Source organism: Leptolyngbya sp. O-77 (assembly GCF_001548395.1).
Lineage (GTDB): Bacteria > Cyanobacteriota > Cyanobacteriia > Elainellales > Elainellaceae > Thermoleptolyngbya.
Map to the genome: position 1 here is coordinate 4,992,581 of NZ_AP017367.1, position 12,365 is coordinate 5,004,945.

9 protein-coding genes and 1 pseudogene are annotated in these 12,365 nt (G+C 56.1%); 6 read left to right on the top strand and 4 right to left on the bottom strand.

All coding sequences use genetic code 11. The features are described from left to right. Positions 1 to 92: 92 nt before the first annotated feature. Positions 93 to 1,931: an aminodeoxychorismate synthase component I gene (pabB, locus tag O77CONTIG1_RS21115; RefSeq protein WP_068514844.1), complete on the bottom strand. Its 1,839-nt coding sequence runs from the start codon at positions 1,929 to 1,931 to the stop codon at positions 93 to 95. A 454-nt stretch (positions 1,932 to 2,385) separates the two neighbouring features. Between pabB and O77CONTIG1_RS21120 the strand changes: the two genes are divergently transcribed. The 3 genes from O77CONTIG1_RS21120 to O77CONTIG1_RS21130 all read left to right on the top strand — a co-directional run bounded on the left by O77CONTIG1_RS21120 (position 2,386) and on the right by O77CONTIG1_RS21130 (position 5,928). Continuing rightward, positions 2,386 to 3,546, top strand: coding sequence for a caspase domain-containing protein (locus tag O77CONTIG1_RS21120; protein WP_068514848.1), 1,161 nt, complete (start codon positions 2,386 to 2,388; stop codon positions 3,544 to 3,546). After that, positions 3,465 to 4,352, top strand: a complete 888-nt coding sequence (locus tag O77CONTIG1_RS21125; RefSeq protein WP_156435553.1) for a hypothetical protein — start codon at positions 3,465 to 3,467, stop codon at positions 4,350 to 4,352. Before O77CONTIG1_RS21120 ends, O77CONTIG1_RS21125 begins: the two co-directional genes overlap by 82 nt. A 529-nt stretch (positions 4,353 to 4,881) precedes the next feature. Further along, positions 4,882 to 5,928: a pentapeptide repeat-containing protein gene (locus tag O77CONTIG1_RS21130; RefSeq protein WP_068514853.1), complete on the top strand. Its 1,047-nt coding sequence runs from the start codon at positions 4,882 to 4,884 to the stop codon at positions 5,926 to 5,928. A gap of 1,180 nt (positions 5,929 to 7,108) precedes the next feature. Here the strand turns inward: O77CONTIG1_RS21130 and O77CONTIG1_RS21135 are convergent. Both O77CONTIG1_RS21135 and O77CONTIG1_RS24970 read right to left on the bottom strand, forming a co-directional pair. Continuing rightward, positions 7,109 to 7,369 carry a hypothetical protein gene (locus O77CONTIG1_RS21135; RefSeq protein ID WP_068514856.1) on the bottom strand — a complete coding sequence of 87 codons (261 nt, stop codon included), beginning with the start codon at positions 7,367 to 7,369 and terminating at the stop codon, positions 7,109 to 7,111. 194 nt (positions 7,370 to 7,563) lie between these two features. Further along, positions 7,564 to 7,812: pseudogene (locus O77CONTIG1_RS24970) on the bottom strand (helix-turn-helix domain-containing protein); the annotation flags it as partial. A 161-nt stretch (positions 7,813 to 7,973) separates the two neighbouring features. Between O77CONTIG1_RS24970 and O77CONTIG1_RS21145 the strand changes: the two are divergent. After that, positions 7,974 to 8,438, top strand: a complete 465-nt coding sequence (locus tag O77CONTIG1_RS21145) for a DUF4168 domain-containing protein (RefSeq protein WP_084782890.1) — start codon at positions 7,974 to 7,976, stop codon at positions 8,436 to 8,438. A gap of 4 nt (positions 8,439 to 8,442) precedes the next feature. After that, positions 8,443 to 9,423: a carbohydrate kinase family protein gene (locus O77CONTIG1_RS21150; RefSeq protein ID WP_068514859.1), complete on the top strand. Its 981-nt coding sequence runs from the start codon at positions 8,443 to 8,445 to the stop codon at positions 9,421 to 9,423. Positions 9,424 to 9,435: 12 nt separating this feature from the next. On the opposite strand, the gene O77CONTIG1_RS21155 is transcribed toward O77CONTIG1_RS21150, so the two are convergent. Continuing rightward, positions 9,436 to 10,860: a uridine diphosphate-N-acetylglucosamine-binding protein YvcK gene (locus O77CONTIG1_RS21155; protein ID WP_084783078.1), complete on the bottom strand. Its 1,425-nt coding sequence runs from the start codon at positions 10,858 to 10,860 to the stop codon at positions 9,436 to 9,438. A 546-nt stretch (positions 10,861 to 11,406) separates the two neighbouring features. On the opposite strand from O77CONTIG1_RS21155, the gene O77CONTIG1_RS21160 reads away from it, so the two are divergent. Further along, a complete protein-coding gene (locus tag O77CONTIG1_RS21160; RefSeq protein WP_197673265.1) occupies positions 11,407 to 12,315 on the top strand; it encodes an ABC transporter ATP-binding protein in 909 nt (302 codons plus the stop codon). Positions 12,316 to 12,365 lie beyond the last annotated feature (50 nt).

A 12,365-nucleotide genomic window follows, 5' to 3' on the forward strand; every position in this document is an offset into this window, starting at 1 on the left:
GCTAAACGTTGGAGGTTCGAGGCTGCTGTTAAAACTACTAGGACTGCTGCTACGGCGGCAGATCTACAAAGCGGCCCTTTCTACTTCAATTTCTACTTTAATCGGCAGAGGGAGTTTGAATCGAGTGTGGCGTTCCACTGGTGGCGAACGGCGTTGATCAGCAAGATTCGAGTGCAGCGGGAGAGATCTCCGAGTCGCACGATGCGCTCTTTTATTTTGCCCTGTTCCAGCAAAAAGGAGCGATAGATACCGGGCAGCAAGCCGCAATGGACGGGTGGAGTCACCCATTCGCCATCCAGTTCTAGCACCAGGTTGGCAATACAGGTTTCGGTGAGTTCGCCGCGCTCGTTCCACAGCAGGGTGTCGTCGGCTTCGGGGTGTGCCTGTTGTGCCTGCATGTAGACGAGGCGATGGGTGGTTTTGTGATAGAGAAACGGATTGCCAGAGTCAATGGGCGTTTGGGCGATCGCCACTCGATAGACCCTCGGCAGGGGGGCGATTGCCTGGGCTTCGACCGTGGGCGGATGGGTCGGCGGCACAATCAGCCGCAGCTTGTGGGGCTGGGGCGGGAGGGTAGCGAGGCGCTGCTGAATGGCGTTTTCAACCGCATCCCAGTCTACCGTAAAGCCGAAATAGTCTGCGGAGGCGCGGAGTCGGGCCAGGTGGCGATCGCCCCAGGCAATTCCTGCCTCTGGAGTCCACAGCATCGACTCCAGCAGGGAAAAGGCAGGACGCACCTGGGTCAGCACCTGCGCCTTGGTGCGGCATTCCTGAAACTCAGAGTCGGCTGTAGAATCCCAGACAATGCCGCCGCCGACCCCATATTCCGCCTGCCCTGTGGGGCGATGCACCAGCACCGTGCGAATTGCCACGTTAAATTGCGCCTGAACATGCGCCTGAGCAGAGGCCTGCGGGTTGGGGCGAATGTACCCAATGGTGCCCGTGTAGACCCGTCGGGGGGCCGTTTCTAGGTCGGCGATGAGAGACATGGTGCGGGCTTTGGGCGCTCCGGTGATAGACGCAGGCGGAAACAGGGCTTGAAAAATGGCTGGCAGGCTGGCTGAGGTTTCTGCCTGAACCGTGCTAGTCATCTGCCAGACAGTGGGATAGCGCTCCAGGGCAAACAGGCGCGATACCTGCACGCTGCCCAGCCGCGCTACCCGCGCCAGGTCGTTTCGCACCATGTCCACGATCATCACGTTCTCGGCACGGTTCTTGTCTGAGTGGTACAGATCCTCAGCCTGCTGGCGATCGCCCGCTGCCCACAATCCCCGCGCCGTTGTTCCCTTCATCGGCTTGGATGTCAGCGTGTTGCCCTTCCGCGAAAAAAATAGCTCTGGCGACGCGCTGCACACGGCCCACTCCGGCAGATTGATAAACGCGCCATAGCCCAACGGCTGCGCCCGAATCATCTGACACCAGAGGGCCCACGGATCGCGCACATTCTCTGCTTGCAGCCGAAAGGTATAGTTGACCTGATAGGTGTCGCCTGCGTGGATGTGGTGCTTGATGCGGGCGATCGCCGCCTGAAACTCTTCGACCGATAGGTTAGGCTGCCAATTCAGCAGGGGCGGGCTGGCTGCTGTCATTCGCTGGGTCAGGTCTTGCTGCGACAGGATTTGCGGCGCTGGATATAGCCCAAACGCCAGCAGCGGAAAGCGGACGGATGCAGATGGGTGTTCGTTCCGTACCGTCAGGGCGGGATCAAAAGCAGGCGCAGCTTCGTAACTCACTAGCCCCATCGCCCACAGGCACTCCTGCTGTACCCGCGCTTCAATCTCCGCCAGCGCAGGCAGCCCGTCCGCTAGGTCATACACCTCATACTTCGCCACCGGATTCTGGAACCACAGCCAGCGATCGCGCTCCGCCTCTCGCACCAGCGCTTCCCATTCGCCCACACCCTGCCATTCCAAGTCTTCCAACTTGCTCAATCACCCGTCCTAATGCTCATTCCCTCACGCTAGCACGGCTTTACATGCTGAGGCAGATGCCTAAACGGTAGACCTGTAGCTAATCTGCAACTCAACAGCCAGAGAAGCTGTTCATACCACCTCCGCAAAATCTGTGCTACTTGGTGTTGCGTGATTTGGCACTGCGTAATCCGGTGCTGCAATTCCAGAGGTTTTTGCACCACTTTTCAATTTTTTGGGCATCTTAGAAGAAGGATAGATATGATCTGAGTCTAAAAGCGGGATTCAACAAGCGGGATTCAACTGGCGCTTTGGAGACTGGGTCAGGCCTCGATTTTTCAGATTTCTGAGGCTTTGGGGCTGGATTAGAGGTCGGAGTTTATGCTGAGCTTGGCAACTTCCCTTGAGTAGCGTCTTAGGTGCAGTTGGAAGCTGAAAGCCCTTTTTCGGGAAACTGCTTGGGGTGTCTGAAACGATGACAAACTACTGGGCGATCGCCATTGGTATTAATCAGTATCCACAGTTGCCACCCCTCGTCTATGCCGAGCGGGATGCCCAGTCTTTGATTCAGAGTTTGATTAACGACGCGGGGTTTCTGCCCGATACTTGCGTGCGGCTGACCGATAACTCGCCCCCAGCGGCCTGGGGGGCCACCACGCCCGACCGCGCTGGCATTCAAACGGCGATTGCCCAGGTGTGTCAGCGGCTCAAGTCAAACGATTGCCTCTGGCTATTTTTCAGCGGCTACGGGATGCATTATCAAGGCAAAGACTATTTAATGCCTCAAGATAGCGACCCCACCCAGCCCGCCCAGACCGGGCTTTCGGTCGAATTTCTCTATTCTCTATTGCAGGCAGCGCCGACGAAAAACCTGCTCGTGCTGCTGGACATGAACCGGAGCCAGGGCGTGCTGTCGGGGGTCAGCGCGGGTACTCATACCGCAGCCCTGGCCGAGCAATATGGCATTCCCACACTGCTGTCCTGTCGTCCAAACCAGCTTTCTCATGAAACAATCGCCCTACGTCACGGATTGTTTACGGCTGCGGTGCTGGAGGGGCTAAAGCGTCCGGGCTGCGTCACGCTGGAGCATCTGGTGCAGTTTTTGCAAACGCGCCTGCCAGAGCTAAGCGACCACCACTGGCGACCTCGCCAAGAGCCTTTGGCCATCATTCCAGATAGCCTGCGCTATCAGCTAATCGTGCCCGGAAAGGAGACTCTATCGCCCGCTCTGCCATCTTTTGCGCCTGTGGACGCTCCGGATCGGTTGCAGCCCGTTTCTCATCGGGATGAACCGCCTCGTCGGGCAGGGTCGGAGTGGCAGCCCTCCCAGAGTCCTGAATCCCATCCTGACTGGCGACACTCCAGCCCGCAAAAGCCCAGCTTGCAAACCCCTGCAATTTGGCAGGATCGCCCGGTCGAGCGAGTTACGCCATCTCCACCTCCGATTCCGGTTGTGTCGGAGGCAGAACTCCGTCGTGAGCCAGCAGACACACCGCTTCCGCCGTCCTCATCACTCCCTGCGCCGCCCCCCACCCCCCACCCCACCGTACGCCCGTGGCGATCGCCTCTGATGCGTCTGAAGATCGCTCCTGGTGGCAACTGGTGCGCTGGGGGGGCGGGCTTTTGTCGCTGTTAATGGCGGCGGTGATTGTGCGAAATGTGGGCACGGTCTTGCGATCGCCCTCCGACAGCCAGACCATTGCCGTGCAGCCCAGTCCGGGTGTGGTTGCCTCGCCTGCTGGAACCTCGCTGCCAAACCCCGCCGCCAACTCGATTACTTCCACCGCCCCGTCGCCTGCACCGATGCCCACTCCGGTTCCGGTGGCAAACCCAGCAGCCAATTCGCTGAACCTCCCTGCTCAGTCTTCTGTGCCGTCTGTGCCGGATACCCGCCCTGTGAGCGAGCCTGCACCGCCCCTGTCAGATCGCGACATCATGAATGCGGCAATGGCAAACCTGACCAAAGTGCGGGCCGAATCGTCGAGCAATCAGGTATCGGAAATTTCAGAGGCAATTCGGCTGTTGCGGCAAATTCGTCCCGATCAGCCGTTGTATAAAGATGCACAGCAGGCGATTGATCGCTGGAGTCAGGTGATTTTGGATATGGCGTCGGGTCGAGCCATGCAGCGCAACGGAGGCGACCTGTGGCTAGCGGCTAACAATTATCGGGCGGCGATCGCCGCCGCCCAGCTCGTGCCCAGCGATCGCGCCAATACCTATCAAGCGGCTCAGCAAGCGATCGCCGGATGGAGTCAGCAAATTTTGAATTTGGCGAATATCCACGCCCAGTCGGGTGCCCTGGCCCAGGCGGTGCAGGTGGCTCAGCTGGTGCCGCCCGGTACGGCTGCCTACGATGCGGCTCAAGGGGCGATCGCCGCCTGGCAAAATCAGCTAGCCGCTGGCATTGATGCTGTGCCACAAGACCAACCGCTGGCATTCTAACGTTGCAACGGCTTACGCCGGGGCTGAGAGATTTTTGACCTGTTTTGGGAATACTGACAGTACTCAAGCCCCAAAGCACGGATTTCTCAGTCTCTTTTTCGTTACGTTTCTACGTGATTTGGGTTCGATCGCGCCCCAGAGCAGAATTCTCGCTTCTGCTAGGGACAAGGGCGATCGCTCGTTACCAGTTCTCGTTATTGCTATGCAGAGTCTTTGCAAGCCTCCTGCAAGCAGCTGGCGAGAGGCTTGCAGGCTCCTTTCAAACCTTTTACAAACCTTTTTCAGACCTTCTGCAATTCCAGCATCACTCCTCCGTAATTTCTCGGTTTGGCTTCACCTGAATTAGTGCCACTTTTATCTTGGAATTATATGGAAATCTTCTGAAATTCCCCCCTTGGCGCAACCATCTTCAACCCAGGAACCGCCTCAAAATCCTCCTGCTGACCAGCCTGAGATTTTGCCAAAGACATCCGCGCCGTCCTGTCTCCAGTTTCGCGTTCTGGCAGTTTGCAAAAGAGATGCACCACTCATGGCAAATCATGAACATCTAGCTCTGCTGAAACAGGGCGCAAACGCCTGGAACCAGTGGCGCGAAACCCATGCTGAAATTCATCCGAACCTCAGTCAGGCTGCACTTGACCAAGCCAACTTGCGCGAAGTCACCCTCAACCAGGCAGATTTGCGAGGAGGCATCTTAAGCCGAGCCGATTTCTGCATGGCCAGCCTGCGGCAGGCCGATCTGAGTCGGGCAGACCTACGCGAGGCAATTCTCTACACCACCGACCTGAGCGAAGCCAACCTGAGCGAAGCCAGCTTGATTGGGGCAGACCTGCGAGAAGCGAATCTGAGTAGCGCCAACCTCTCGCTGGCCAGCCTTTGCACTGCAACTCTGTGTACCGCAGACCTGCGACGGGCAAATCTGCGCGAAGCCCTCCTACAGGGTGCAAATCTAAGCCATGCCTCGCTGAATCAGGCAGATTTATGTCTGTCTAACTTGCGCGAAGCCGACCTGAGCCGGGCTGATTTGCGGGGCGCACGGCTATATACCGCTAATCTCTCCCACAGCAATCTCTACGGGGCGAACCTGAGTCAGGCCGATCTGCGCGAGGCTACGCTAAGCCAAGCCAACCTGCGCGAAGCCGATTTGCGACAGGCAAACCTTGGTATGTCCATCATTTGCCTGGCAAACCTCGTGGGTGCAACCCTGTATCAGGCTAATTTGACGCGGGCAAACCTCAGCATGTCGAACCTATGCATGGCGAACCTGAGCCATGCGAGCTTGGGCGACTCCATTCTGATTGGCACGAATCTAATTGGCGCAAATCTTTACATCGCAGACCTGAGGGCGAGCGTCTTGACGGAAGCCGATCTGCGTGAAGCAGCGCTCAACGAGGCAGATTTGTCGAACGCGAGTCTTTTTCGGGCTGATTTGAGTATGGCGAATCTGAGTCACGCCAACTTGTGTGGGGCCGATTTGCGGCAGGCAAACCTGCGACATTCAAACCTTTGGGAGGCTCAGATGAATAGGGCGAAGTTGAGCGGGGCGATCATGCCCGATGGACAAATTCATCCATAGTGGCGTTTAGGAGGTGCGGTGTTAGGTGTCTTGCTAGAAACAAGAGGAAGCTTTAGGGAAGAAGGAAGTGAGGAAGAAAGAAGAACGAAGAGGGGAAAGAGAAGGTTTCAGGCTGTCTTGCTAGAAACACAAGGAAGCCTCTCTATACTGAATACTGAAAGTTGTCTGGATAGTGAAATAGAAGGGAGGGACTGGTTTTCGGAGGTGTGTAGGCTGGATCAGGTCTACCGAAGTATCTAGACCTACATCCAGAGATTTTGCGGGCGATCGCCCAAGTGCCATAAATTTCTAATATTTGTATAAAGCCTGCACAAATAGATCATGCTTTAGCGGTATGCTTTGGGCGACACAGCGACTTCAGGCAGCAATTTCAGTACAGGGCTTTTGAAGCGAGTGAGGTACGCAGACGGACAAGCAACTCTTACTTTGTCAAGGCAGCGCGTGCCTCACCCTGCAAGAAAATGCTGTACGAACCTGATGTAAACCCTAGATGCGTGAACGATGTACGAATGATGAAACCTCTAAAATCCTGCGCGAGTCTTGTGCTGGTCTGGGGACATTACTACTTAAGACCCCATCTAAACTTTGATTAACTGCCGATTAAACTGCCGATTAATGCCGTCAAGACCTGTGTTTTTTTGCTACATACCGTGTAAAACTCAACATTGGGCTGCTTACTGAAACATCTTTTATACATCACTTAGTAAAATTACTAGTATTTTCAACTAGCTTAAGCAATCGTTAGTTAAATGCCCTGATTGAGAAGCCCCTTGTTATAAGCCACTATTGAGTCACGACTGAATCACGGCCGCATCTACCAGGAAACTATGGACATCATTGCAATCACCGTTGTTTTGCTGACTTCGCTTACCTCATTTTTTGCTAGCGAAAACGTATCCTATCTACAAGACTTGCAGGCTAAAAACCCGCCCTGTGAAGCTATCTACGCAGAGTGTCGATAGGCACACTGAGTATTGATTGACTCTCTGGTTTATGCCTTTGTTCCTCTGTTGCTTTATTTCTCTTTTGGTTCTTTGTTGTTTCGTCAGTCATGTTCGATCACGTAGGGCTTTTGGGTGAGCGAACTTGTGATGGCACAAATGAATGAAAAAATGAAAAGGGCGACTCTCTGAATTGGAGGTCGCCCTTTTTGCTGGATATTCAAGCTGGATTGAACGCCTTAGACGGCAGGGGCGATCGCCTGCCAAGCGCCAAAGCGATCGCTGTAATATTGCAAAATTCGCTCGACTTGCTGCCGCGCGGCAACTGTCGCCTCCTCATCATCAATTTCTAAACCACCCACCTGGCTTTGCTGATAGTCAAACTCGGTGGACGTTTGGGGCAATAGCCCAACCGATACCCCAGGAACCTGGCGCAGATGAGCGGCAACCTCTCGGTACACCGCAAGCGGAAGCTGGGGCCAGCAGATCTGCCGCTTCATAGCGCTACTTCGTTCACCATATCAACAACATCATCCACTGAAGCATCTACGGAGTCGGCATCAACCGAGTCTGCCCCGGTTTCCGCATCCACATCATCTACTGCTTCAGTCAGGACTTCCGCAGATTCGGACGCTTCGGCTTGGGGCTTTGCATCAGGCAGAGGACTGGACGCTTTAGGGATTGCCCCGGTCGTGGGCAGCACGCAGCAGTTCACCTCATCCAGACAGACCTTTCCCCATTGCAACGCCCAACGCACCAGCGCTACCCGGTTGCCGGTTGCGGTTTTGGTCAGGATATTGCTGATGTGATTATCGACTGTGCGCTTGCTAATTTCTAGCTTCTCGGCAATTTCCTGGTTGGTTAAGCCCGCCGCCACTAGTTCAACAATTTGCAGTTCCCGATCGGAAAGAGAACTAGAGTTTTGAGACTCATCAACCCCCATAGTCTGCCCTGTCACGTATATGTACCTACTCGATACTTCAATTTTAGGCGGATGTTTTGCAAAACTGTTGTTAAATCTATCTGTGAATCAAGTTCTGATGCCCTAATGGGTCAGATTAGGCAAGAGGGCTGGGCTATTCTGAAAGAAGTGAAATTTGACCGATGCTGAGATTGGGCCGTAGAACAGGTTGTCAAGAGCAGGCTGGACGGAGGGGGCGATCGCTCGTTGCACTGCTGCTGGGCTGCCTAGTCAGCCTGCTGCTGATGGGTGCGGCTGGGAATGCGGCCGAACTTGCGCCCCAAGCAGGAACGCCTGCGCCCATTGACCAACCATTGCCGCCGACTAGCCTGAGCGCAGAAGATATTGCTACTGAGAAGGTTCACCAGTTTGTGCAGGCCTATCTCAAGGTGCTGAAACTCGTGGAAAGTCGCGAGGGCGAGCTACAGGCTGCGGAAACTCAGCTAGAATCCCAACGGGTGCAGCAAGAGGTGGAATTGGAAGCGCTGGCTCTGATCGAGGCGGCAGGGCTGACCCAACGAGAATATCTGCAATTGTTGGGGCTGGCAAATACCGACTTGGAGTTTCGGGAACGGATGGTGGCTCAACTACAGGAAATGATGGACTAGCAAGATGACACAGCCGCGTGTGCTTTGTTTGGGTGAGGTGTTGCTGGATTATCTGGCCGATCAGCCAGGGAAACCGATGGAGCAGGTGATGTCCTGGACGGCCTATCCGGGTGGTGCGCCCGCGAATGTGGCTTGTGCCCTGGCAAAGCTGGGCACGCCGTCTGGCTTTGTGGGCTGTGTGGGCAACGATGAGGCGGGCGACGCGCTGGTGAAACTGCTGCTAGAGTCAGGGGTAGACGGAGCGGGCATCCAGCGACACGATACTGCGCCGACGCGGGGCGTGTATGTGGTGCGCGATGAGGCGGGCGATCGCCATTTTGCTGGGTTTGGCGGGCGGCCCTCGGATGCCTTTGCCGACACGCGCCTGAAAGCCGACGCTCTGCCCGAAGGTCTGTTTGCCAATGCCGATTTTTTGGTGCTGGGCACGCTGGAGCTGGCTTACCCAGAGTCGGCTGGGGCGATCGCCCGCGCTTTGGAATTGGCGGAGCAATACTTTGTCAAAATTTTGGTGGATGTCAACTGGCGGCCCGTGTTTTGGGCCGATCCCGAATCGGCTCGGCAGCCGATTCATGCTTTGATCAAGCGAGTCGATTTTCTAAAGCTCTCCGCCGAAGAAGCCGACTGGCTGTTTGAAACCCGCGACCCCGCCATCATTGCCCATCGCCTGGATAATTTGGAAGGGGTGCTGATTACCGATGGCGACAAGGGCTGTGCCTATTGCCTCAGCGGTAACGACGGGCGCGTTCCGGCCTTCCCGGTCGAAGTGGAAGACACGACGGGCGCGGGCGATGCCTTCGTCGCTGGGTTTTTGCACCAAATTTGTCAGCAGGGAATCGCGGCCCTGGCCAATCCTGAGTTGGCCCGGCAAATCGTGACCTATGCCTCAGCGGTGGGCGGACTCACGACGACTCGACCTGGAGCGATCGCTGCTCAGCCCAGTCCCGCAGAAGTGGGGGCGTTCTTGTATATGCAGCAGCAGGGCTAGAGGGTGACTCCGCTACCGAATCCCGGCCACGCGGCTATACCAGCGCAGCAGGATGCGGGCGAGGCGATCGCTGTCGTGGCGCACCAGGCCCGTCTCGACTTCTTCGTCGATGACGTTGGCGATGACGACGCGGCGACCCGTTTGCATCACGCCTTCTCGGTCAAAATAGACCGGGTTTGAGCCTTCCTGAGCATAGCGGATGAGCGAGTGGGCAGAGGGCATTTTCTTTTGCACCAGAACTGCGTCAAACAGGCGCTTGCCCGAGGTCACCTGGTCGATGGCGCGGATATGGTCGGACACCGCATAGCCATCGGTTTCGCCAGGTTGGGTCATAACATTGCACACATAGATGCGAGGCACCTGGCGCTGGGCGATCGCCTCAACGATTTCTGGCACCAGCAGATTGGGAATAATGCTGGTGTACAAGCTGCCGGGGCCGATGATGATGTAATCGGCTTCCTCAATGGCCGCCAGGGCACGGGGCAGCGCAGGCGGATTGGCAGGCGTGCAGCCAATTCGCACAATTTTGCCCTGGGCTTCGGTAATGTTTGATTCGCCCTCGATGTGGCGGCCGTCTTCCAAATCGGCCCAGAGGCGCACATCGCTGAGGGTTGCAGGCAATACCTGTCCCCGCACGGCAAGGACTTTGGAGCTAGCGGCGATCGCCTGCTCCAAATCCCCCGCCACCTCGCTCATCGCTGTCAAAAATAAATTGCCGAAGCTGTGACCTACCAGTCCATCGCCCGCCTGAAAGCGATATTTGAATAACTCCGTCAGCAGCTTTTCCTCATCGGCCAGCGCCGCCAGACAGTTGCGAATATCCCCCGGCGGCAACACGCCAATCTCGCGCCGCAGCCGCCCCGACGACCCACCATCATCCGCCACCGTCACAATCGCCGTAATATTGGCGCTATAGTGTTTCAGCCCCCGCAGCAGCGTAGACAGCCCCGTACCGCCACCCAGCACTACAATTCGCGGGCCCCGATTCAGACGGCGATGGGCCATCAGCCGATCCACCAGTTCCTCCTCTTCTCCTGGCATCAGCACTTCAGTAATCGACCCCAAGCTGCGCGTCTGCCCCCAAAACACCAGCAGCAGACCTGCCAGCATTACCAGTGGCCCACTGATGTAGTTCGGCACGATGCGCGTGATGACTTCCAGCACATCCCCAATGAGCTGCCCCAGGCGAAAGATTGGCGTTTGCCGCGACCAAATTGCAATCCCCAGCAGCAGCAGCAGACAGCCCCCAATGGTGATAAACAGCCACCGCTTGACCGATAGCCCCGGCGATAGCCATTTAAACCATTGATTCACCCGATGGGGCGTGCGATGGCGGTTTGCCGCTTTGGGCGCGGGCTTTTTGGATAGGTTGGCCTGGCGGAGGCGCAGCTCAGGCTTGATGGCTTGGAGGGCGTGCTTTAAGAGTCCGTTTGACATGGTGACCTGGCTGGGGCAAAAGGGCAGCAACGCTGCGTATCAGTTTATACTCTGAAAATCGACCTGGGTTTTGCAAAACCTATCACGCTCTGATAACGTTCTAGCCTCGTGGTATTTCACAGGTGAAGCTATAACTAGATGACGCTGTAACGGAATAGAAAAATGATTAAGAACGGGTTAAATTCAATCCTCTGACGGGGTCAGCGAAGTCAGTATTTCGTTAACTATCCTGACATTTCAGGGCTGTGGGATGCGTTCGTGTAAAGTCTTGATGAATTCGTGATGAAGTTTTGGAAGCTTCCCCATTGATTGCACTTTCCTAACTTATGCCACTGTCGTTCAGGGTTGAATTGGGTCTACTTCCGCTGCAAGGATATTAGCCTATCCCGATTGAATCCACGGTTTCTTTTTTAAGAAAGCTGGCTTTCGCTTGCCTGGGACGGGTAGACCCTTTCACGCTGCAATCACTGCGGGTTTGCGAGACTGGACTTATCATTTGGGTAGCCGGAGGGATGCCAGTTGGTAGGATGCTAGTCAGTGGGATATATGTACGAAGCGAACGTGCGGATACAAAAAGAGGGCACACTGGAAGCAGTTACACCAGGGGAAGGCACACTGGAAGCAAGCACCCGGGGGGAAGGCACACTGGAAGCAGGCACACAGGCGCAAAGCATAGGCGAACCGTTGATTGAGTTGCGCGGAGTGAGCAAGTCCTTTGGCGATCGCGTCGTGCTGGACGAAGTGGATCTGGCCATTTACCCCAATGAGGCAGTGGGCATCATCGGCCCATCGGGTACCGGAAAATCAACCATCCTTCGCCTGATTGCGGGGCTGATCGCGCCGGATGCAGGCGAAATCTATCTGAAAGGGCAGCGCCGCATGGGGCTAGTAGACGAGGGCAAAGATCCCTTTGGCGTGGGTATGGTGTTTCAGCGGGCGGCGCTGTTCGATTCGCTGACGGTGGATGAAAACGTTGGCTTTTTGCTGTATCAGCATTCTCGGTTGCCGCGTCAGCAAATTCGTCAGCAGGTAGAGCGGGTGTTGGAAATGGTGGGGTTGCCAGGAACGGGCGATCGCTATCCGTCGGAACTCTCTGGCGGGATGCGCCAGCGGGTCAGCTTTGCCCGCGCCATTCTAAAAAACCCCGATAATCCGGCAGACAACCCCGAACTGCTGCTCTATGATGAGCCAACCGCTGGGCTAGATCCGATTGCCTCTACGGTGATCGAAGACCTGATCCGCAAGCTGCAATGTCCTGAGGACGGCTGCACCACCTACGCCATTGTGACCCATCAGCACAGCACCATTCGCCGCACTGCCGACCGCATTGTTTTTTTGCACCAGGGCAAAGTGCAGTGGGAAGGGCGAGTGGAGGACATCGACACGACGGACAATCCAGCCATGCGGCAGTTTTTTACGGGCAGCGTGGAAGGGCCGATACGAGTGGTTGGGTAATCAGGCAATGGGGTATGAGGCGAAGAGGACCCATGATCTGCAAGTTTCTC

Coding starts and splice junctions, on each gene's coding strand:
- O77CONTIG1_RS21130 (WP_068514853.1), top strand. CDS start 4,882: ATGGCAAATCATGAACATCTAGCTCTGCTGAAACAGGGCGCAAACGCC.
- O77CONTIG1_RS21120 (WP_068514848.1), top strand. CDS start 2,386: ATGACAAACTACTGGGCGATCGCCATTGGTATTAATCAGTATCCACAG.
- O77CONTIG1_RS21135 (WP_068514856.1), bottom strand. CDS start 7,369: ATGAAGCGGCAGATCTGCTGGCCCCAGCTTCCGCTTGCGGTGTACCGA.
- O77CONTIG1_RS21145 (WP_084782890.1), top strand. CDS start 7,974: ATGCTGAGATTGGGCCGTAGAACAGGTTGTCAAGAGCAGGCTGGACGG.
- O77CONTIG1_RS21150 (WP_068514859.1), top strand. CDS start 8,443: ATGACACAGCCGCGTGTGCTTTGTTTGGGTGAGGTGTTGCTGGATTAT.
- O77CONTIG1_RS21155 (WP_084783078.1), bottom strand. CDS start 10,860: ATGTCAAACGGACTCTTAAAGCACGCCCTCCAAGCCATCAAGCCTGAG.
- O77CONTIG1_RS21160 (WP_197673265.1), top strand. CDS start 11,407: ATGTACGAAGCGAACGTGCGGATACAAAAAGAGGGCACACTGGAAGCA.